Genomic DNA, 20,927 nt, shown 5'->3' on the forward strand with positions numbered 1-20,927 from the left:
GGTGATCCCGACACGGGCGTCCGAATCCGGCTCGAGTCGCGTCGAGAAGTGATCGGGTAACACGACGGAAACGCGGTACGTCAGGCCCCGGCGTACTCCTCGATGTACTTCTCGTTTACCTCCCACTCACCCTCGTCGTTTCGAATCATGTACTCGCCGTAGTAGGGGACCCGGTCGGCGACGACGGCGCGGAAGGCGTCGCGGATCTCCACCTTCGTCATCTCACCCATCGGCTTGAGATCGTCGTTGCGGTTGAGACAGCCCTTCAGGTAGCCCTCGTGAGTGACACGGACCCGGTGACAGTTCGCACAGAAGGTCGGGTTCTCGACGGGATCGACGATTTCGACCATCCCCCCGTCGATCCAGTAGCGCTTGCGGTCGTGCATCTCGCGGTGCTCGATCTCGTCGGCCCGCTCGGCCAGCCAGTCGTGGACCCGCTCGATGTCGATCGCCCACTCCGGCTTCCCCGTCAGTTCCGGCATGTACTCGATCAACTGCAGCTGGAGGCCGTCGTTCTCCGCGACGTGGTCGACCATCTCCGGCACGTACCCCGCCGTGTGTTCGAAGACGACCATGTTGAGTTTGACCGGGTCCAGTCCCGCGTCCAGCGCCGCCTCGACCCCCTCGAGGACCGTCTCGTAGGCGCCGCTCTTGGTCACCGCGGCGAAGTCCGCCGGATCGAGCGCGTCCTGGGAGACGTTGACTCGCTCGAGGCCGGCGTCGACGAGTTCGTCGGCGCGACCGGGGAGGAACGTACCGTTCGTGGTCAGCGAAACCTCCATCCGGTCCGGCGTGCGCGAGATTATTTCCGCCAAGTCCTGTCTGAGCATCGGTTCCCCGCCGGTGAACTTGACCGCGTCGACGTCGAACTCGGCGGCGACCTCCAGAAACCGGACGACGTCGTCGGTTGACATCTCGTCGTCCTGCGGGTCCATCGGTCCGCGAGTATCCCCGAGCCCCTCGTTGTGACAGTAGACGCAGTCGAAATTACACCGATCGGTGAGGGAGACGCGAACCCCCGTTACCTCCCGCCCGAAGTCGTCGGTGAGCATACCACCGAGTTGCAGGTGGATCCGCTTAAACGCGCCGGGGATTTCGACGGCTCGTAACCGGTTTCGGTTTCCCAACTGCTGTCAGCGTAGTGTGAGGACGTGCACGAGGCGAGTGCGGATCGTGAGCGCCGATGGTCCGGTCGGTCCGGAGACGGTTCGTTCGGGATCGACGGCGGTTCCGTCACGTCGGCGGCGATCCGGTCGGGGTCGGATATCTTTACCGTCCGTGTGGTCGCACTCCGCATGAGTACCATCGCGGAACTCGCCGTCCCCGCCGCGGAGTTCGCGCTCCGACACACGCTCGACGTGACCGACGGTCTCGACGCGGAGATCGAACGCGTCGTCGCGTACGAGCCGGAACACGTCATGCCGTACGTCTGGTTCGCCGGCGAAGAGTCGACGCTCGCGACCGTCGACGACGCGCTGGCCGACGATCCCAGCGTCGACGAAGCCGAACGGCTCACCGAGATCGACGGCGAGTGTCTCTACCGAATGAACTGGGTCGACGACGTGACCGTGATGCTCCACCTGCTGACCGAAGCGCACGCCACTGTCCTCGACGCACACGCCGAAACCGATCGGTGGCTGTTCCGGGTCCTCTTCCCCGAACGGGACGCGATCTCCCGAACCTACGAGTTCGCGACCGAGCACGGTCTCTCCGTCGAAGTCCGGAAGATACACCGTCTCGAGGAGAGCCGTCGCGGTCGGTCTGGGCTCACCGACGCCCAGCACGAGACGGTAGTCGCCGCCCTCGAGCGCGGCTACTACGAGATCCCACGCGAGACGGACATGGATCACCTGTCGGACGAACTCGGGATCTCCCACCAGGCGCTCTCCGAGCGGCTCCGTCGCGCCCATCGGACGCTCGTCGCGGAGCTGGTCGACGTCGGCGGGTCGGACGAGGGGACGTGACGACCGGGGCGACTCGGCGCAGCGACCGGCGGAAGACCTACCTCGCCCACGCCCGAACGACGCCGTATGGACGAGGACATGCTCGCGGACCAGCGTCGCCTCGTGGAACTCATCGAAGCCGAGGGCTGGGACGTCACCGACCTCGAGATCTCGGCCTACGACAGCCCGTGGGCCGACGAGGACGACCCCGAAGCGACCGTGACGATCACCGCCCGAAAACCGTACGAGAGCGAGGGGGACGACGGCGAAGACGACGAGAGTCCGTACCGGCTGAAGTGACGGTACACCGACGATCAGTTCAGTTCTTCTAATGTGATCCGCTCGGAGTAGCCGTCGTAATCCGATTCGCTCGAGACGATCGGATCGTCTCCGGATGCGACGAGATGCAGCGCATCGAGCGGGGTGAATCCGTCGTCTTCGACGTAGCTGGCTGCAGCGAGGACGTCTTCCGTATCTCCACGGACATCGACCAGCGATCGCGCTGCCGTTACCGTCCGAAGTACGTCTCATCCCTCTCGATACGCAACCATCGTGAGTTCGATCAGGGTCGCCCGATCAGTCCATCGCTCGTCTCGCCGCTCTTCGTAAACGGCTTCGGCGGCCGCTTGGAGCCGATCGTCGTCGTCGTTGATCAACGCGAGCAGGAAGTCGGCCTCAGCGTCCGTCGTCTTCCCGCTTCTTCGAGCGCCTCGTCCAGTGCACTCTCTTTGAGCTGTTCGGCCGATTTGTCGCTCTTTCCAGCCTCTTTTCGAAGTGCCTCGAGGAGATCCTCAGGAACCGGAACGAGTACGAGGCGATCTCCCCGATCGATGAGTTCGAACTCGTCACCGAACTCCTCTCGAAGGGACTTCGGGAGATAGATTCGCCCATCTCGGTACTGACACGCATACTCCACGATACACGGTAGTATTATTCTTCCGCCGCCGATACGGTATCGGAACGACGCGAGAATTACGGCATAGTGCGGCTACGTTCCCACGTCACCCCTTGATGTTACACACGGGGAACGTCCGCGCGACCTTGTCGCCGATGCCGAGTTCGTCGGAGATGCGGACGACCTCGTCGACGTCCTTGTAGACGCCCGGCGCTTCCTCGGCGACCGTCGCGCCCGACTGGGCCTTGACGTAAATCCGGTCCTGTTCCTCGAGTTGTTGCTGGACGTCGCCGCCCCAGAACTCGTTTTTGGCCTGCGTGCGGCTCATCAGCCGGCCCGCGCCGTGTGCCGTCGAACCGAACGTGAGGTCCATCGAGCGGTCGCCACCGCGAAGGACGTAGCTGCCCGCGCCCATGCTGCCGGGGATGATCACCGGCTGGCCGACGTCGCGGTACGCCGTCGGAACCTCGGGGTGTCCGGCGGGGAACGCCCGCGTGGCTCCCTTGCGGTGGACGTAGAGTTCGCGCTCGTCGCCGTCGTCGTTCACCGTGTGGGTCTCCTTCTTCGCGATGTTGTGTGCCACGTCGTACAGCAGGTGCATGTCCATCTCCTGCCAGGAGCGGTCGAACACTCGCTCGAAGACCTTCCGCGTGCGGTGCATGATCAGCTGCCGGTTGACCCACGCGAAGTTGATCGCCGCGTTCATCGCGCCGTAGTAGTCCTCGGCGAGCTGCGAGCCCGCTGGCGCGGCCGCGAGTTCCTTGTCGGGGAGCCGATCCAGCAGGCCCTTGTGTTGCTGCTCGATCTTCCGCAGGTAGTCGTTGCAGGTCTGGTGACCCAGCCCCCGCGAGCCGCAGTGGATCAGGACGACGATCTGGTCCTCGGAGAGGCCGTACGCCTCGCCCACGCCGTCGTCGAAGACGTCGGTAACGCGCTGGACCTCGAGGAAGTGGTTGCCGGACCCGAGCGAACCGATCTGGTTCTTGCCGCGGTCCTTGGCCTTCTGGCTCACTTTTTCGGGATCTGCCCCCTCGCGCATCCCTTCGTCCTCGCAGTGGCGCAGGTCGTCCTCGACGGCGTGGCCGTTCTCGAGCGCCCAGTCGACGCCGCGAGCGAGGATTTCGTCGACCGTGTCGACGCCGGCTTCGACGATGCCGCCGCCCCCGAGCCCCGATGGGATGTTCGCGAACAGCGAGTCGACGAGCTCCTCCTCGCGGCCCTGCAGCTCGTCGTAGGTCAGGTTCGTCCGCATCATCCGGACGCCGCAATTGATGTCGTAGCCGACCGCTCCCGGCGAGATACAGCCGTTCTCTGCGTCGAGTGCGCCCACCCCACCGACGGGGAAGCCGTAGCCCTGATGGCCGTCGGGCATACAGATCGCGTAGTTCGTAATTCCCGGCAGGTGGGTCGTGTTCGTGATCTGGTCGAGCGTCTTGTCCTCCTTGATCTCCTCGAGCAGCGCTTCGCTCGCTAGGACGCGCGCGGGGACGCGCATGTCTCCCGCTTGTGGAATCTCCCAGACGTACTCGCGAACCCGCTCGAGCGTGATGCCGTTGGCGTCGAAGGTAGTCATACGCGGAACTCGGACCGCGGCGAAGAAAGATGTTCGTCTCTCGAGTCGCCGTTCGCCGGCCCGTCCGGGGTCGGACGCGTGGTCCAGTTCACCGCGATCCGGACCCGGATGGGAGCGACCCGTTCGAAGCCTCAGACGTCGAAAACGACGTACGCTTCCCAGCCGCCGGTGCCGTCCGCGCCGTCGACGCGCTCGAGGCGCATCTCCGAATAGGTCACCGCCTTCACCTCGCGGGCGTCGATCTCGGACAGCGGGACGCCGCGAGCGCTTGCCTCGAGGTGCCACTCCGCGGTTCCGGGCCGCCCCGCCGAGTCGTCGTCGGCGACGTCGTCCGAGACGGTCCGCTCGATCGACTCGACCCGGTGATCGACGGGGAGTACCGATCGGACGTCCCGCAGGTAGATCAGTTCGTCGAGGTAGTCGAACAGCAGCGCTTCGCGGTTCTCGGCCGTCACGGACAGCGAAAACCGGTCACCGGAGTCGGACGGAACGTCGTCGCACGAGGCGGCCGCGAGGCCGTCAGCCGTCGCGGCGAACGCCGTCTCGAGCGAGTCGCCCGTCGCGGCCACTGCCACGTCGGCCGTGTGATCGCGTAGTTCGAACCCCATCTGCGACCCCCTTCGCCGACCGGGGTCGTATGCCCATCGCTTCGAGCGCTTCGTTCGGGGTTCGTTCCGCTCGAGATAGACACGGGTTCGGACATGTCGTCCGCGTCTGACGTTCCGGAGCGTCGACTGCCGGTGGAATTATATTGACGACGCTGGTAGACTGTGGTAGTGAGCGTCAACATCGACAGTCGCGTCGTCGCCCCGGGGAGCGACGACTTCGTCGACGAAGCCTGGCAGCTAAAGGAGGAGATCAACCGTCAGGAAGATGTGCTCAAGCAGCGGTACGACTTCTTCACCGACGCGTATCGCCGGTCGAAGGTCCACTGTTACGTCCAGAACGACGAGCTCATCGGGTTCGCCGCCGTTCGACGCGACGGGTACATTCTCTTTCTGGCAGTCTCCCCCGCGTACCGCGGCGAGGGGATCGGCAAACGACTCGTCGCCCACGTCGCGGACGATCACGACACGATCACGTGTCACGCCCGAACGAGCAACGAGAACGCACTACAGTTCTACGAACACCTCGGCTTCGAGATCACGCGTCGGATCGACGACTACTACGAGGACGGCGGCGACGCCTACTACCTGAAACTCGGTTCCGACGTCGGTATCGCGGATCGGATCACGGACCTGATTCGCCGGTGACGAGCCGTTCGACCGAGCGCGTCTCTCACAGCCAGCGGCCGCTCTCGCGGTCACATCTCCGTTCGCGACCGGGGTGACCGGTCGATCGTCGGTCCGTTTCTTCGCGGGCCACACCTCATGGGTCTGCTCCATTCGGCAGGATTATACACCCCCACCGATGACTACCCGAAGCGCATGGAGGAGCGAACGAGGGCCTATCTGCGGGGGCGGTTCCGCGACCACTACCGTCGCACTGAGATCACGCCACCGCCCGCGGCCAACGAACGCGAGTGGGGCTTTATCCCCTGGACCGAGGGACCCGATACGACGATGGTCCGCCACCGTTCGCTGCTCGAGCTCGGCGATCTCTCGGCGTTTCTCGTCCGGAAACGACCGCGGCACGTCTATTTCTCCGCCGGCCGATTCCGCGACCCCGGCGCGAGTTCGATGACGGAGAAGGACTGGCAGTCCGCTGACCTCGTCTTCGACCTCGACGCCGATCACCTGCCCGGCGTCACCCTCGGGGAGGACAGCTACGCGGAGATGCTCGCGAAGTGTAAGGACGCGCTGTGCCGGCTGCTCGAGTTCCTCGAGGAGGACTTCGCCTTCGACGACCTCGAGATCGTCTTCTCGGGCGGCCGGGGCTACCACGTCCACGTTCGCGACGAGAACGTCCTCCACCTCGAGCGGGAGCACCGGCGCGAGATCGTCGACTACGTCCGCGGTATCGGCCTCGAGTTCGAGGAGTTGATCGAGACCGAGACCGTCGCCGGATTGGGGCGCAAGACGCCGACGGAGCGGCGCACCCTCCAGATCGAGGGGGGCTGGGGTGCTCGGACGCACGCCCACCTGATGGCGTACATCGACGACCTGCTCGAGTTGGACGAAGACGCCGCCCTCGATCGGTTGCAGGCGTTCGACGGCATCGGGGAGGGGAAGGCCCAGGCCACGCTGAACGCGGCCCGCACCAATCGAGCGCAGCTCGAGGCGGGCAACGTGACCGTCCACACCGCGGTCGCACAGCTGGCCGAACGGTTCGCGACCGAGGCCGTCGAGCGGGACAACGCGCCGATCGACGAACCCGTCACCACGGACACGAACCGGCTGATCCGGCTTCCGGGCAGTCTACACGGCGGGAGCGGACTGAAGACGGTCCGACTCGAGCGCGAGGAGATCGCCGACTTCGATCCCCTCGTGGACGCCGTCCCGGAGACCTTCGTCGGTCACGAAATCACGGTCGACGTGAGCGACGGCGGCGAGGTCGAACTCGGCGGAGAGACCATTACGGTTTCGGAGGGGGAGCAGTCGCTACCCGAGCACGTCGCCGTGTTCCTGATGGCGCGCGGCCGGGCCGAGAAGGAAAAGGAGTGATCCGGTTCGATCGGCGGCCGGGTACGGGGGTCGTTCACACACCCGTCGTCTTGCTTCCGACGCAGGTCGTCTCGCTGGCAGTCGTCCGACAGCCGACAGCCGATCGTCGAGGGCCCCGCGACCTCGACGCCGCCGGTCGCGCGACGACGATATATTTACAACCCCGGAGACTGTTCACTCCGGTCAGGAGTTCACTACGACCGTCCCGTCAGGGTGGCTAGTGGGAATCGAAATGAATCTAGACGAACTGCGTTCGGTCCAGAGCAAGGAGCGCCAGAAGGACAGCCTCCAGAACCTGCGCCCTTCGTTCTACCAGGAAGTCGGCGAGTACATCGCCGACCTCGAGGACGAACGCGACCGCGTCGCCGAGCAGGCCGAGGACCCCTTCTCCGAACCCGAAGTCGGCCGTCTGACGGACGAGATCGAGACCGCCAAGGACGTCGTCGAGGCGATCTACGAGCGACGAATGGGAAAACTCGTCAAGCAGGCCAGCCTCGCCGCGGCCGGAATGGCGGCCGACGACGAGGGCCTGACCGCGGAGGAGGCGGACCTCTTCGACGACCTCGTCGACCGCATTAGCTCGAACAAGAGCCGAGTGCTGGACGTCCTCGAGGGCGTCGAGGGAGCGGCCACCGGAGCCGACGCGGCCACCGATCCGACCGGCGGCTCCGAGCCGCCCGCGACCGGTTCGGCCGGCGATCCCGAGACACCGCCAACCGGTCACGCACCCTCGGCGGGCGAAGACCGGACGGACGACGCCCCCCCGGCACCGCCGATGGACCCGCCCGCGGATACCGACCCGGCAGCAGCGACGGCGGCAGAGCCGGACGCAGGGGACGCGAGCGGCGTCTCTCCGGCGGACGTCATGGGCGGAAACGAACCGCCCGCGGGGGCGACTGACGCGGGCGCGCCGGGCGACCCAGCCGATCCGGCCCGGGACGAGGAGCCAACGACCCCCGCGGATTCCGGCGCTGGGACGGACTCGCCACCGAACGCGGGCGACGCGGACCCGGCCGCCGATGTCGATCGGACGACCGTCAGGATCACCAGCGATATCGGCTCCATTCTCGGCGTCGACGATCGGGAGTACACCCTGACGAGCGACGACATCGTCACGCTCCCGGAGCAAAACGCCGCCCCCCTCGTCGATCGGGAGGCGGCCGAACGGCTCGAGTGAGCGACGTTCAGTACCAATTCGCTCACGGCGTCGTGATCCGCTGCCGTGTGAAACCGTAACGCATACATTACCCGTCACTAACTCGCATGCATGCTCGACGTCGGCGACGAGGCACCCGAGTTCGAACTGCTGAACCAACGCGGCGAGACGGTCACCCGCTCCGATTTCGAGGGGCAGCGGCTCGTCGTCTACTTCTACCCCCGTGCCAACACGGACGGGTGTACCACCGAAGCCTGCGGGTTCGACGAGGCGCTGGCGGAGTTTGCGGACCTCGACGTCGCGGTCGTCGGTATCAGCGACGACCCCGTTGACGATATCGCCGACTTCGCCGCCGACTACGGCCTCGAGTTCGACCTGCTCTCCGACGAGTTCGGCGAAGTCGCGACGCTCTACGAGTCCTACGGCGAGAAACGGATGTTCGGGAACACCTTCGATGGCGTCTTCAGGAACACCTACGTCGTCGGGCCGGATGGGCGGATCGAGGCGGCGTACGAGGATGTCTCGCCCGACGGACACGCCGACGAGGTCTTCGCGGATCTCGGACCGGCGGATCTCGCCCACTGACGCGGGATCGTCGCTAACGGCCCTCTCGTCGTTCGGAGTCCGCCGACGGCCCGTTCGTCACTCGGAGTCCGCCGATGAGTCGGAATCGTCCGGCCCGAAGACGCGAATGCGGCCGGTATCCGTGACGCGAAGCAGGTGATCGTTCAGTTCCAACTCGACGGTGACGGTGCCGCCCCGTCGGTCGTCGGTCACGAGCGCATCGAGGGCTTCGGGATCGAGGTGATCGTAGAGCGTAAACCCGCGTTCGGTCGAACACTCGAGCGGATCGGTGTCGAGTGCGGCCGCGACCGCGTAGACGACGGCGATGCTGGCCGGCGTCGTTTCGTCGTGCGTCCGCTCGGCGAGGATCGGCCGTTCGTCCAACGGATCTCGATCGGGACCGGGCATTATCCGCACCCCCTCCAGGGTCTCGATCGTCGGTCGTAGCGTCCCGTCCCGTAGTCGATCGATGGTCCGACCATTACCAGTGGTTCTCGGGCGTTCACTACGAAGCTTGGCCTTGAATAAGAGAGTTCGATCGACGTACCAGCACCATCACGATGATCGTGGCACGTGGCGGTCAGCGGCCCGGGTAACCAGTGATTACCGGATTACCGATCCGATTTTACCCGACTGAAGAAGTGAGATAACCTTTACACGTTCCGCGTGCAGTCCGCACACGCTATGGCTCCCACACCGAGCTGTCGGATCACCTATGTCTGAAACCGATGCCGTCGACGCGCTGGTCGAACTGGGGCTACGCACGTACGAGGCGCGGTGTTTCGTGGCGCTGACACAGCTCTCGGAGGGAACGGCGAAGGAGATCAGCCGGGTCGCGGACGTTCCCCAATCCCGCGTCTACGACGTCGTCGACGAGTTACACCGGCTCGGTCTCGTCGACGTACAGGAGTCCGACCCGCGCAGATACAGCGTTGTCTCCGTCGACGCCGCCCGGAAGCGGCTCCGACAGGAGTACCGCGGTCACCTCGACACCGCGACCGCGAACCTCCGAAAGCTCGAGCGACGGACGGTCGACGACGACGGCGTCTGGAAGGTCGCCGGCTCCACGGACGTGCGCAACCGGACGGTGGAAGCCGTCGCGGACGCGACGAGCGAGATTTACCTGCTCGCGGCCGACGAGGAGTTGCTCGAGTCCGCCCTCCTCGACCGCCTCGCCGCGGCACGCGAGCGAAACGTCGCGGTGTTCGTCGAGGTGCCGTCGTCGTCCGGGCGACAGCGGGTTCACGAGACGGTCCCGACGGCGGCGGTCGCCGTTACCGACTTCGCGTTCGATTCGCGGGACGTCCCGGACCGGTCGCTCGGTCGGTTGCTACTGGTCGATCGGGAGACGGTCGTACTGAGCGCGCGAACGACCGGTCTCGTCCCGAACGAAACGACGGAGACCGGCATCTGGGCCAGCGAACGCGGTCACGGACTGGTCGTCTGGCTCAGGTACACGCTCGAGGGGCGACTGGTGGCACTCGAGTTCGAAACCGGCGAGCCGACGGCGTCGTGCGATGCGGACGCGGAGTGTCCGGCGTGCGAAGAATGAGGTGGGACCGCAAGCGGCGAGAACGGTAGCTGCGACCGTCCCGGCTGCGGGCGGAGACCTTACTGGAAGGTCCGGCCGAGCTGTTCGTCCTGTCCGGGTTCGGCCTGCTGGAACTCGTCTTCGAGTTCCTCGTACTGCTCGCGGGTCGCGGGCGTCACGCTCGGGTTGACCTCGTCGAGCGCGTGCTCGAAGTGCTCGCGACTGATGCGGACGTTGCCGATGGTGTCGGCCATCTCCTCGGGGTCGACCGAGTTGATGAACTCGCGGCTGGCGGCCATCGAGGCCTCGCGACAGACCGCTTCGATGTCGGCACCGACGTAGCCCTCCGTCTCACTGGCGAGCCACTCGAGGTCGACCGACTCGGCCAGGGGCTTGTTCCGGGTGTGGACGTCGAAGATCGCCTTGCGGGCGTCCTCGTCGGGGACCGGCACGTGGACGTGGCGGTCGAGCCGTCCGGGACGGAGCAGGGCGCTGTCGATCAGGTCCGGCCGGTTGGTGGTGGCGATCACGACGACGTCCTCGAGTTCCTCGAGGCCGTCGAGTTCGGTCAGCAGCTGGCTGACGACGCGTTCGCCGACGCCGGAGTCGCCCTGGCGCTGCCCGCGTTCGCCCGCGATCGAGTCGATCTCGTCGAAGAAGATCACGGTCGGTGCGTTCGACCGCGCCTTCTCGAAGACTTCGCGGACGCCCTTCTCGCTCTCCCCGACGTACTTGTTCAGCAGTTCGGGGCCCTTGATCGAGATGAAGTTCGACTGGGCCTCGTTGGCGACGGCCTTCGCGAGCAGGGTCTTCCCCGTGCCCGGCGGCCCGTACATCAGGACGCCCTTGGCGGCCTGCATGTCCATCTGCTCGAACACTTCGGGGTAGTCGAGCGGCCACTGGATCGTCTCGCGGAGCTGCTCTTTGGTGTCGCCCAGTCCGCCGACGTCGTTCCAGGTGACGTCGGGGACCTCGACGAAGACCTCGCGCATCGCGGAGGGCTGGATGCCCTTGAGCGCCTCCTTGAAGTCGCGTTCCGTGACCTCCAGCGACTCGAGGACGTCGGCGTCGATCTCCTCGGACTCGAGATCGAGTTCGGGGCGGATGCGACGGAGCGCGTTCATCGCGCCCTCGCGGGCCAGCGACTCGAGGTCGGCGCCGACGAACCCGTGCGTGTTCTCGGCGTATTGGTCGAGGTCGACCGACTCCGTGAGCGGCATCCCGCGGGTGTGGACCTGGAGGATCTCCTTGCGGCCCTCCTTGTCGGGGACGCCGATCTCGATCTCGCGGTCGAAGCGACCGCCACGCCGGAGCGCGGGATCGATCGCGTCGATCCGGTTGGTCGCGGCGATGACCGTAACGCGGCCGCGCTCCTCGAGGCCGTCCATCAGCGAGAGGAGCTGGGCGACGACGCGCCGTTCGACGTCACCGCCGGCCTCCTCGCGCTTGGCGGCGATGGAGTCGAGTTCGTCGATGAAGACGATCGCGGGAGCGTTCTCCTCGGCCTCTTCGAAGACCTCGCGGAGTTGCTCCTCGCTCTCGCCGTAGTACTTCGACATGATCTCCGGGCCGGAGATCGTTTCGAAGTGGGCGTCGATCTCGTTGGCGACGGCCTTGGCCATGAGGGTCTTCCCCGTGCCCGGCGGGCCGTGCAGGAGGACGCCCTTCGGCGGCTCGATGCCGAGCTGCTGGAACAGCTCGGGGTGGCGCATCGGCAGTTCGATCATCTCGCGGACCTGGTCGAGTTCCTCGTCCAGGCCACCGATGTCCTCGTAGGCGACGTTCGGGACGCCGTCGGCGGACGCTGCGCCGCCGGAGCTGACCTGCTCGGCGGGCGTCTCGGAGATCTCGATGCTCGTCGAGTCCGTGATGACGACGGTTCCGGACGGCGCGGTGCTCGCGATCTTCAGCGGGACCGACTGCCCGGAGCTGGCCATGGGTCCGAACGAGAGCGAGAACGGCACCGTCTGACCCTCCGTGACGGCCTGCCCGCTCAGCTTGTCGCGAACGAGTGGCCCGATGTCGCCCCGGATCCGCAGGTTCTGCGGAAGCGCGACGGTGACCGATTTGGCGGGCTTGACGTCGGCCGCTTCGATGGTGACGGTGTCGTCGATCCCGACGTCGGCCTCCTGGCGCAGGCGACCGTCGATGCGTACGATCCCGCGCCCCTCGTCTTCGGGATACCCGGGCCAGACGCGAGCGACGCCCTGTCCGTCGCTCTTGCCCTCGATGACGATGTAATCCCCGTTCTCGAGGTCGAGTTCGTTCATCGAGACGCGGTCGATCGCAGCGAGTCCGCGGCCGGCGTCTTTCTGTTTCAGTGGTTTGACAGTGAGCTTCATAGTTCCTCCTCCAGTTCGACAGTGAGCACGCCGTTTTTGATAAACGTGTGCGCGTCCCCGACGGTATCGGGGAGTTCGATTTCGTACTGGTCGTCCTCGAGGACGACGATGACCGTGTTGTCGACGACGTCGACCGAGGCGTCGGTCTCGTCGGTACCGAAGTCGACGGCCATGATCACGGCGTCGTCGTACTCGTACTGACGGGCTACCTGCCCCTCGTCGCGGGTGAATTGTTCGAGAGTCATGCTGTAACTAACCCAAGGTAAGCGCCAGAGCCATATAAATCTTTCTACGGTTAACCGCCGTAAGGCGGCATGGTACGGTAGGAAGTGATTGTTCGCGGTTCACAGAAGGGGGTCTTCTCGAGATCGAACGTTCCGTTCGATGGCGTACCGGTAGATTGTGTCGGAAGCAGTATAGCCCCGTTGCTGGCGTTCTCCGGTCGATCGCTCGCGACGCCTCGCGGATTCGGATGCGATCGGCCCGAGACCGAATCGAGTCTTTATGTCCGCACCGATCGTGTCACACCGTATGGACACGGTATCACACCACGGTCGAGAGACGGCGTACGACGTCACCGACGGAACTGGTGACGGGCCGACGATCTGTTGTATCCACGGAAGCGGTGGGTCGCGCGAGGTCTGGAACGGGCAACACCAGCTCGCGGACCGAGCGCCGGTCGTCTCGCTCGACCTCAGCGGCCACGGCGACTCCGACGACATCGATGCGAGCGCCGGCTACACGGCGCTGTCCGCCTACGTCGACGACGTGCTGGCCGTCGCCGAGGCGACCGACGCGTCGATCCTGGTCGGGAACTCGCTGGGGGGTGCCGTCGTCCTGCAACTCCTGCTCGAGCGCGAGTTCGAGCCCGCGGCGGTCGTTCTGACCGGAACGGGTGCCAGACTCGGCGTCCTCGAAGACCTGCTGACGTGGCTCGAGTCGGACTTCGAACGCGCGGTCGAGTTCCTGCACGGGCCGGATCGTCTCTTTCACGACCCCGATCCGGCGCTTCGGGAGCGGTCAATGGAGCGAATGTACGACTGCGGACAGGCGGTCACGCGCAGGGACTTCCTGACTAGCCACCAGTTCGACGTCCGCGACCGCATCGGCGAGATCTCGGTCCCGACGCTCGCGGTGCACGGGGAGTACGACCAGTTGACGCCGCCCTGGTTCCACGAGTATCTCGCCGACGAGATCGAGGGGGGCGAACTCGCCGAAATCGAGGACGCGGCCCATCTGGCCATGATCGAGCAGTCGACGGCGTTCAACGCGGCCGTCGAATCGTTCCTGGCGGACCTCGAGGAGTGACGGATCGGGGTCGTGACTGGTGACGGCGGGACGTGGACAGTGTAGAGACGAGCGTAGCGCGGAGGAACCGGCCGATAGCGGGGTGCTGGACGAACGCGGCCGTGTGGGACGACGCCGGCTCGGGGGTGGAACTACCGCCGCCGCTCGAGGGCGACGAACGAATCGGTGGTCGCAGTGAGCCACTGGGTCGACATCGCGTTCTCGCTGACATCGGTCGGGAACATCGTACAGACGGCCACGTCGTCCCGTTCGACCGTGACGTGCTGTAATCGCGACGGGCGATCCGTGGGCGACCGGCGCTCGCGGGGCGTTTTGTTCGGAGAATATGACATGGGTTCGATCCTTCGCGTCGTGTCTCGAGGGAGGACGCCACAACATATAAACACTTCCCCTATATCTGGCTAGAATAGTTGTGTAATATTATGCCCCTAATATCTTCGTCGCCGGGTGGACCCGTTCCCGAGGGGCGACCCGTCCGCATCGAGCGCCGGCGGGTCAGTAGACGTTCTCGAGGTCGCTCTCCTCGTGGCTGTGCTCGTCGGCGGGGAACTCGCCGGACTCGACCGCCGAGACGTACTCCCCGACCGCGGATTCCATCTCCTCGCGGACGTTCCCGAACTGCTTCGAGAACGACGGAGACCACTCGCTGAGGCCGATCGCGTCGTCGACCACGAGCACCTGTCCGTCACAGTCCGGGCCGGCCCCGATCCCGATGGTCGGGATGTCCAGGGCCGCCGTCACGTCGGCCGCCAGATTCGACGGGACGTGCTCCAGGACGAGCGAGAACGCGCCGGCGTCCTCGTGGGCCCGGGCCAGTTCGAGGATACGCTCGGCGGCCGCTCGATCCGTTCCCTGTCGCGGATAGCCGCCGTACTGGTTGACGTGCTGGGGCGTCAGCCCGAGGTGAGCCATCACGGGAATCCCGAGCTGGACCAGTTTCTCGGTTAGCTCGACGGTGTGGGGGCCACACTCGAGTTTGACCGCGTGGGCGTCTTCCTCCTTGAGCATCCGGCCGGCGTTCTCGAGGCTGGCTCGTTCGTCGACGCCGATCGAGAGGAAGGGCATGTCGGCGACGACGAGGGCGTCGTCGGTCGCGCGAGCGACCGCGCCGGTGTGGCGGGCCATGTCGTCGACGGTCACTGGAAGCGTCGTTTCGTAGCCCAGACTGGCGTTCCCGAGGCTGTCCCCGACGAGAATGATGTCGACGCCGGCCTCGTCGACGATCGATGCCGTGGGCGCGTCGTAGGCCGTCAGCATCGTGATCGGTTCGTCGCCCGCTTTCGTCCGGATATCCCGTACGCTCGGCATACGCACAGGTTGGTCTCCCACGATTAAACGTCGTTGTTCTTCGGCAACCGCCGTCACGTCTCGCTGTCCGCCGTCGAGCGTGGCCACCGCGCCGACCCGGCGCGCTTAAGACGAATCGGTCGTCATACTCACGCGTGCCTGAACGCGTCGAAACGACTTCGCCCGACGGGGTCGACTACGGCTGGGTGATGCAGACGACGTTCGTCGCCACGATCCTCGTCGGCGCGCCGCTGGTCGCCGCGCTGTCGGCGACCGCGACGCTCCCCACGTGGGGCGACCGCGTCGAGTTCGCGATCCGGGTCGGGGCTCCGGTCTGGTTACTCACGGCGCTCGTGGTATTCGCCTACGCGAAACGAACACAGACGTAGCCGGTCAGACGCCCGACGGTCCCTCGCCGACGTACTCGAAGTCAACCGCCGCCCGTTCCGCCGTCCGCCGATCCCGTTTCGAATCGCCGATGAACAGCGCCCGCTCCGGCTCGACCTCGAGGCCGCGAACGGTCGCGAGCAGCGGCTCCGGGTCCGGTTTCCACGTCTCGACCGTATCCCGGCCGACGACGGCGTCGACGGCCGCCGTGAGGGCGTGTTCCTCGAGCGCGATCCGGCAGGCCCGCTCGCAGTTCAGCGAACAGACCCCCGTCGGCAGCGACCGCTCGAGCGCCTCGTCGGCGTGGGCGAGCCGTCGGGACGTCCGCGCACCGTCGTGTTCGTGGGCCGCGATGGCCGACTCGACCTCGTCGGTCAGCCCGACGTCGTTTGCGGCCCCGAGCATGTCCCAGAGCCCGTCGCCGGGCGGCTCGACGTTCGCGGTCTCGTAGACCGCGCGGACGTCGACGGCGACGGCGTCCCAGTCGACGTCGAGGTCGACGAGCGTCCCGTCCAGATCGTAAACGACGGCCTCGTACTCGGTCACGGCCGTCGATACGAGCGGCAGGGGAATAGGGACTTCGGTCACGGAGCCGACCGTTCGGAACCCGTTCGACCGGCCGCGCTCGAGGAACTGACTCGTACCAGTGGCGGGTCGACGGAGCGAGCCACAAGTGCGATCGACGACTCCCGTGATCGGACGCTGGTCGTGTCGACGAGCGCTACCGCTCCCCCAGCAGTTCCCGCGCGATGACCGTCTTCTGGATTTCGGTCGTCCCTTCGTAGATCTCGGTGATCTTGGCGTCGCGGTAGAGTCGTTCGACCTCGCCCTCGGTGACGTAGCCGTAGCCGCCGTGAATCTGGACCGCCTCGTTGGTCGCGAACATCGCCGTTTCGCTCGCGAAGTACTTCGCCATGCTGGCCTCGAGCGCCGCACTGCCGGCCGCTCGTTTCCGCGCCGCATCTCGGGTCAGCAGCCGCGCGGCGCGCGTCCGCGTCGCCATCTCGGCGAGTTTGTGCCGAATCGTCTGGATGTCCGCGATCGGGCCGCCGAACTGCTCGCGGTCCCCGCTGTAGGCCGTCGCCTCGTCGAGCGCGCACTGTGCGAGGCCGACCGACTGCGCTGCGATGGCGATCCGGCCGCCGGTGAGGATGTGGAACGCGGCCGACAGCCCCTTTCCTTCTTCGGTGAGCCGGTTCGCAGCCGGGATTCGAGCGCCGTCGAAGGTCAGGCTCGTGGTGTCGCTCGCACGCAGGCCGAGCTTGTCCTCCTTCTCGCCGACGGTCAGGCCGTCGACGTCGCCCGGGACGAGAAACTGCGTGACCGACGACGGATCGTCGCGATCGGTCTTCGCGAACAGGACGTAGACGCCCGCTCGCTCGCCGTTCGTGATCCACTGCTTCTCGCCGTCGATGACGTACTCGTCACCCTCGCGTCTCGCTTCCGTCGACATCTCCGCCGGGTTCGACCCCGCGTGCGGTTCCGAGAGCGCGAAGGCACCGACGGGTCGACCCTCGGCCATCTCGGGCAGCCATCGCTCCCGCTGGGCGTCGCTCCCGAACTCGGCGATACAGGAGGTCGCGAGCGAGTGGACCGACAGCGCCGTCGCGACGGCCAACATGCCGTAGGCGACCTCCTCGTTGACCACGGCGGCCGTCACCGGGTCCGCGTCGTACCCGCCGTACTGCTCGGGTACCGTCAACCCCGTCAGGTCGAGATCGGCGAGCCCGTCCCAGACGTCCTCGGGAAACGCCTGCGTTTCGTCGGCCTCGAGCGCGGTCGGCCTGATCTCCTCGTCGGCGAACTCTCGGACGACGTCGCGGACCGCCGCCTGCTCCTCGGTGAGTTCCATGGCGGCCATTCGAGGGCCGCGACAAAAGTCTCCGTGTCGAACGCGAGCGGCGACGGATGGCGTTCAGATTCAGAGGCCCTCGAGTCCCAGGTCCCGAAGCTGTTCGCCCATCTCCGCCGCGGCGTCGTCGTCCTTGAGGCGAAGCGGGCTCCGCAGCGGGCCGGCGTCGACGCCCCGCATCCGGAGCGCCGTCTTGACGCCGGACATGTACGCACCGCCGGTTTTGAACGCGTTCCGAACCCGGAACAGCGTGCTCTGTAGTTCGCGTGCGCGCTCCTCCTCGCCGGCGTCGTAGGCCTCGTAACAGTCGACGACCAGCTCCGGGAACGCGTTCGCGACGGCGCTGACCGCACCCGAGCAGCCGATCTCGAGCCCGGTGACGATCAGCGAGTCCGACCCCGCGAGGAAAGTCAGCTCGGAGTGGGCGTCGATCGCCTGTGCGAGCCAGGGAACGTCCTTGCTCGAGTCCTTGACGCCCGCGACGGCGTCGATCTCCGCGAGGTCGGCGAGGGTGTCGAGCGAGAGTTCGTTGCCCGTCTTGCTCGGGATGTGATAGATGTACACCGGGAGGGAGACGGCCTCGGCGACCCGGCGGTAGTGCTCGATCGCGCCGTCGTGATCGAGCGGGAAGTAGTAGGGCGTGACGACGACGATTCCGTCCGCGCCGACCGACTCGGCGTGCTCGGCGTGGGCGACGGTCCGATGCGTGCTGGGCGCGCCGACGCCAGCGATGACCGGGACCTCGCCGCCGACCTCGTCGACGACGGCCTCGACCACGCGGTCGCGTTCCGCGCCGGACAGCAGCGGGAACTCGCCGTTGGTCCCGAGCGGGAAGACGCCGTGGGCTCCGCGGTCGACCACGAACCGGGCGTGGGCGGCGGTCGTCTCGTAATCGACGGACTCGTCCTCGTGAAAGGCGGTGACGGTCGGCGGGACGACGCCGCGAAGCGACAACGGGTCGGCAGCGCCGGGATCGTGATGCGCCATGCCCGTCCGTCCGCCGGGCACGGCCAAAAAACACCTGCCGTCAGCCGCGATCGCCCGGGTCGGTCGGCTGCTCGCTCAGTCGGGCGTCGCCATCTCGCTCGCGGGCTCGTCCAGCTGCTCGCCCGCGAGTACACGGTTCGCCCGCCGGAGCCGCTCGGAGAGCGCCTGATGGGAGATGTCGAGTTCGTTCGCGAGTTCCTCGAGCGAGATTTCGCGGGGGACGTCGTAGTAGCCCTGCCGATAGGCCTCGGCGATGGCCTCCTGCTGTGGCTCGGTCAGTGCCGCCGTCGTCTCGAGGTCCTCGTCCTGACCGGCCTCGACCATACGCTTGACGTCGATCCGGACGCCGCGCTCTTCGATGTCCGAGACGGCGCTCGAGAGCTCTTCGCGGTGGGGAAAGAGGAGCCGGAGCGTCCACTGTCCGTCCGACACCTGCGCGTCGAGCACCGTACCGCCGTGTCTGTAGACGCAGCAACAGACCGAGCCGACGTCCTCGGTGTACGTGAGTCGATAGAACAGTTCGCCGTCCTCGGTGCCTTCGAGGAGTTGCCGGTGCTCGTCGACAGTTGGATCCGTGTCGAGAGTGGTCTCGAGTTCGTCGTGATCGACGTTCGAGAACCAGACGAGCGGGACGGTTCGGGTCGGCCCTTCCGCGACGACGCTCTCGACGCGGACCTCGAGGGCCGGTAGTTTCTGAAGGGTCTCTGCGAGTGCGAACTCGTCCGTCGAAAGCGAGAGTTCTGCGATCGTCGTCATTGGAAGGTCACCTCGTAACGCTGACTCGAGTCCGGTCGGCGAACAATATCGCTGTCGTGGTGGCGTGTGGACTCGAATCGTCTCATAAGTATCCAGCCGATCCGCTCGTATCGTCGCGAACGCGTCGCCACGGCGGCGGTCCTGCGGCCGTTCTCGATCGCGCCCGCTCGGATCGTGCTGCTAGAAGGGAGGGCTCGAATACGGTTGATGAGCGGGCCTTTGTGTTCCGGCAGTTTAAGGGAGCACGCCGCCCGGACGACGATCACAATCCCGTGACGGAACGGGGACGGTGACGGTTCGGTCGACGGCTACAGTCACCCGAGGCGGGCCAGCCGATTGAGCGCGTAGACCGTCCGGAGCACGTCGACGCTCTTGCCGCGATCGAAGACGAGTTCGTCCGTCTCGAGCACGTGCTCCAGGGTGTCCTGCGAGGCGTGCTCCGGGGCGGCCGCGATCCCGGCGTCAGTGTCGTCGATCCACTTCATCACCCGCAGGTCGCTCTTGGAGTCGCCCATCACGAGGGCGAACGGGTCGTCCACCCCGAGCACCTCCAGCGCCCGCTCGACGCCGACCACCTTGTTCAACTCGAGGCTGCCGATCTCCGCCGCGTCGGCCTCGTAGTAGGCGACGTCGATACGCTCGAGGACCCCGGCCAGTCGCTCGGGGACCGCGCTCGCATCGAGGTCGGGGTACGCCCCCTCGCCCTCGAGGACGGCTCTGATTTCGGAGTCCTGACCGGCGTAGAAGGCGCGGGTCCAGTCGACGACGGTCTCGCCACCCAGCGTCGTCTCGCCCGCGTCTTCGCCGTCCAGTACCGATCCGACGGCGTCCCCGGCTTCGTCCCCGTTCCCGTCTCCGTCTCCCTCGATCGTCGCGCCCACGGCGTCCGCGAGCAGGTCGATGAGGTAGACCAGCGCCTCGTCGATGATATCGCGGGCGTCCGCGGAGCCGGTCTCGTAGTTGGGCTTCATCGTGACGTTGAACTCGTTGCCCTGAAGGTGACAGCCGCGCCTGAGGTCCTCGGGGGCTTCGGGCAACACGCGCGATCGCACGTCGTCGAAGACGGTCCGGATCGACTCCTCGAGATCTTCGTAGAGCAACTGTTTCGTGTCCGCACCGTGACCAGGCGTGAACACGCCCGTCCCGGCCTCGTAGACGATCGAGAGGGTCCCCGAGTGGACGATCTCGCTGCCCAGTCCCTGGATCGCGAACCCCTTGACGTTCTCCAGGGTCTGGCCCGTACAGATGACGATCGGGACGCCGGCTTCGTGGAACTCGGTCAGGACGTGCAGCGTGTCCCGCGGGATCTCGTTGTCGGTCCCACCCGCGGAGCGCAGCGTCTCGTCGACGTCGAGCACGAGGACGTTCACCGCGCGGCCGTACTTCGCATCGAGATCGAGCGCGGTGAAGGCCTGATCCCGGGTCGCCCGCGCGGCGACCTCCGCGAACGTCTCGCCCGCCGCGAACGACGACCGGATTTCGTCCTTGCGCTCCTCGAGTTCCTCGGTCGCCCCCTGCCAGTGCTCGAGCGCGACCCGAGAATCGACGGCGGGGAAGACGTCGACGAACTCCTGGTACTCTCGTAATGCCTTCGTGTCGTACTCGTCGTAGAGTTGATAGACGAGATCGTATCGTTCCATGTGAACTACAGTCGGGGGCAGTCGGATAATCGTTTCTGGTGGCGACCGCTTCGAGCACCGAGTGCGACGCTCCCGTACGAATTCGACGCCCCGACGTTCGGGA

23 protein-coding genes and 1 pseudogene are annotated in these 20,927 nt (G+C 66.3%); 9 read left to right on the forward strand and 15 right to left on the reverse strand.

Annotated elements, in window-relative coordinates; translation table 11 throughout:
- Window positions 1-80 precede the first annotated feature (80 nt).
- Entirely contained in the window at window positions 81-1,052 is a 972-nt protein-coding gene (gene moaA, locus BMX07_RS04140; RefSeq protein WP_090614085.1) for a GTP 3',8-cyclase MoaA, read from the reverse strand.
- 243 nt (window positions 1,053-1,295) lie between these two features.
- Here moaA and BMX07_RS04145 point away from each other — a divergent pair, with 243 nt between their 5' ends.
- The gene (locus BMX07_RS04145; RefSeq protein ID WP_090614869.1) at window positions 1,296-1,964 is read left to right on the forward strand and encodes a helix-turn-helix domain-containing protein; all 669 of its coding nucleotides are present in this window, start codon (window positions 1,296-1,298) and stop codon (window positions 1,962-1,964) included.
- A 66-nt stretch (window positions 1,965-2,030) separates the two neighbouring features.
- Complete coding sequence (locus BMX07_RS04150; RefSeq protein WP_090614088.1) at window positions 2,031-2,243, forward strand: hypothetical protein; 213 nt, start codon at window positions 2,031-2,033, stop codon at window positions 2,241-2,243.
- A 14-nt stretch (window positions 2,244-2,257) separates the two neighbouring features.
- On the opposite strand, the pseudogene BMX07_RS24980 reads toward BMX07_RS04150, so the two are convergent.
- The 4 genes and pseudogenes from BMX07_RS24980 to BMX07_RS04170 all read right to left on the reverse strand — a co-directional run bounded on the left by BMX07_RS24980 (window position 2,258) and on the right by BMX07_RS04170 (window position 5,019).
- Window positions 2,258-2,608 (reverse strand): annotated as a pseudogene (locus tag BMX07_RS24980) (hypothetical protein).
- Window positions 2,596-2,859 (reverse strand): AbrB/MazE/SpoVT family DNA-binding domain-containing protein, encoded by a 264-nt coding sequence (locus tag BMX07_RS04160; RefSeq protein WP_090614091.1) that lies wholly within the window; start codon window positions 2,857-2,859, stop codon window positions 2,596-2,598. Before BMX07_RS04160 ends, BMX07_RS24980 begins: the two are co-directional and overlap by 13 nt.
- Window positions 2,860-2,944: 85 nt before the next feature.
- Window positions 2,945-4,411, reverse strand: coding sequence for an RtcB family protein (locus tag BMX07_RS04165; protein ID WP_090614094.1), 1,467 nt, complete (start codon window positions 4,409-4,411; stop codon window positions 2,945-2,947).
- A gap of 131 nt (window positions 4,412-4,542) precedes the next feature.
- Entirely contained in the window at window positions 4,543-5,019 is a 477-nt protein-coding gene (locus tag BMX07_RS04170) for an archease (protein ID WP_090614097.1), read from the reverse strand.
- A 168-nt stretch (window positions 5,020-5,187) separates the two neighbouring features.
- On the opposite strand from BMX07_RS04170, the gene BMX07_RS04175 reads away from it, so the two are divergent.
- The 4 genes from BMX07_RS04175 to BMX07_RS04190 all read left to right on the forward strand — a co-directional run bounded on the left by BMX07_RS04175 (window position 5,188) and on the right by BMX07_RS04190 (window position 8,755).
- A complete protein-coding gene (locus BMX07_RS04175) occupies window positions 5,188-5,664 on the forward strand; it encodes a GNAT family N-acetyltransferase (protein WP_090614100.1) in 477 nt (158 codons plus the stop codon).
- A gap of 174 nt (window positions 5,665-5,838) precedes the next feature.
- A complete protein-coding gene (gene priS, locus BMX07_RS04180) occupies window positions 5,839-7,014 on the forward strand; it encodes a DNA primase small subunit PriS (protein WP_090614103.1) in 1,176 nt (391 codons plus the stop codon).
- A gap of 232 nt (window positions 7,015-7,246) precedes the next feature.
- Complete coding sequence (locus BMX07_RS04185) at window positions 7,247-8,191, forward strand: DNA replication complex subunit Gins51 (RefSeq protein ID WP_090614106.1); 945 nt, start codon at window positions 7,247-7,249, stop codon at window positions 8,189-8,191.
- A gap of 90 nt (window positions 8,192-8,281) precedes the next feature.
- A complete protein-coding gene (locus BMX07_RS04190; RefSeq protein WP_090614107.1) occupies window positions 8,282-8,755 on the forward strand; it encodes a peroxiredoxin in 474 nt (157 codons plus the stop codon).
- 57 nt (window positions 8,756-8,812) lie between these two features.
- Here BMX07_RS04190 and BMX07_RS04195 read toward each other — a convergent pair whose 3' ends face one another.
- Window positions 8,813-9,142 (reverse strand): HalOD1 output domain-containing protein, encoded by a 330-nt coding sequence (locus BMX07_RS04195; RefSeq protein ID WP_090614110.1) that lies wholly within the window; start codon window positions 9,140-9,142, stop codon window positions 8,813-8,815.
- Window positions 9,143-9,449: 307 nt separating this feature from the next.
- Between BMX07_RS04195 and BMX07_RS04200 the strand changes: the two genes are divergently transcribed.
- Entirely contained in the window at window positions 9,450-10,286 is an 837-nt protein-coding gene (locus BMX07_RS04200) for a TrmB family transcriptional regulator (protein WP_090614114.1), read from the forward strand.
- Window positions 10,287-10,345: 59 nt separating this feature from the next.
- Here BMX07_RS04200 and BMX07_RS04205 read toward each other — a convergent pair whose 3' ends face one another.
- Window positions 10,346-12,607 carry a CDC48 family AAA ATPase gene (locus BMX07_RS04205; protein WP_090614117.1) on the reverse strand — a complete coding sequence of 754 codons (2,262 nt, stop codon included), beginning with the start codon at window positions 12,605-12,607 and terminating at the stop codon, window positions 10,346-10,348.
- Window positions 12,604-12,852, reverse strand: a complete 249-nt coding sequence (locus tag BMX07_RS04210) for a DUF7127 family protein (protein WP_090614120.1) — start codon at window positions 12,850-12,852, stop codon at window positions 12,604-12,606. Before BMX07_RS04210 ends, BMX07_RS04205 begins: the two co-directional genes overlap by 4 nt.
- A gap of 286 nt (window positions 12,853-13,138) precedes the next feature.
- Here BMX07_RS04210 and BMX07_RS04215 point away from each other — a divergent pair, with 286 nt between their 5' ends.
- Window positions 13,139-13,915: an alpha/beta fold hydrolase gene (locus tag BMX07_RS04215; RefSeq protein ID WP_090614123.1), complete on the forward strand. Its 777-nt coding sequence runs from the start codon at window positions 13,139-13,141 to the stop codon at window positions 13,913-13,915.
- Window positions 13,916-14,046: 131 nt separating this feature from the next.
- On the opposite strand, the gene BMX07_RS04220 is transcribed toward BMX07_RS04215, so the two are convergent.
- Window positions 14,047-14,247, reverse strand: coding sequence for a DUF7511 domain-containing protein (locus tag BMX07_RS04220; RefSeq protein WP_090614125.1), 201 nt, complete (start codon window positions 14,245-14,247; stop codon window positions 14,047-14,049).
- Window positions 14,248-14,410: 163 nt separating this feature from the next.
- Complete coding sequence (gene panB, locus BMX07_RS04225) at window positions 14,411-15,223, reverse strand: 3-methyl-2-oxobutanoate hydroxymethyltransferase (protein WP_090614128.1); 813 nt, start codon at window positions 15,221-15,223, stop codon at window positions 14,411-14,413.
- Between the two features lie 134 nt (window positions 15,224-15,357).
- Between panB and BMX07_RS04230 the strand changes: the two genes are divergently transcribed.
- Window positions 15,358-15,591, forward strand: a complete 234-nt coding sequence (locus tag BMX07_RS04230; protein ID WP_090614131.1) for a DUF5822 domain-containing protein — start codon at window positions 15,358-15,360, stop codon at window positions 15,589-15,591.
- Window positions 15,592-15,595: 4 nt separating this feature from the next.
- On the opposite strand, the gene BMX07_RS04235 is transcribed toward BMX07_RS04230, so the two are convergent.
- The 5 genes from BMX07_RS04235 to BMX07_RS04255 form a co-directional block, all read right to left on the reverse strand.
- Complete coding sequence (locus tag BMX07_RS04235) at window positions 15,596-16,135, reverse strand: HAD family hydrolase (protein WP_090614135.1); 540 nt, start codon at window positions 16,133-16,135, stop codon at window positions 15,596-15,598.
- A gap of 175 nt (window positions 16,136-16,310) precedes the next feature.
- A complete protein-coding gene (locus BMX07_RS04240) occupies window positions 16,311-17,441 on the reverse strand; it encodes an acyl-CoA dehydrogenase family protein (RefSeq protein WP_090614139.1) in 1,131 nt (376 codons plus the stop codon).
- A 69-nt stretch (window positions 17,442-17,510) separates the two neighbouring features.
- Entirely contained in the window at window positions 17,511-18,428 is a 918-nt protein-coding gene (locus tag BMX07_RS04245) for a dihydrodipicolinate synthase family protein (protein ID WP_090614142.1), read from the reverse strand.
- Between the two features lie 75 nt (window positions 18,429-18,503).
- The gene (locus BMX07_RS04250) at window positions 18,504-19,184 is read right to left on the reverse strand and encodes a helix-turn-helix domain-containing protein (RefSeq protein ID WP_090614145.1); all 681 of its coding nucleotides are present in this window, start codon (window positions 19,182-19,184) and stop codon (window positions 18,504-18,506) included.
- A gap of 314 nt (window positions 19,185-19,498) precedes the next feature.
- Window positions 19,499-20,824 (reverse strand): HAD family hydrolase, encoded by a 1,326-nt coding sequence (locus tag BMX07_RS04255; RefSeq protein WP_090614147.1) that lies wholly within the window; start codon window positions 20,822-20,824, stop codon window positions 19,499-19,501.
- Between the last annotated feature and the right edge of the window lie 103 nt (window positions 20,825-20,927).

This window comes from Natrinema salaciae (assembly GCF_900110865.1).
In the GTDB taxonomy this organism is placed as follows: Archaea; Halobacteriota; Halobacteria; order Halobacteriales; family Natrialbaceae; genus Natrinema; species Natrinema salaciae.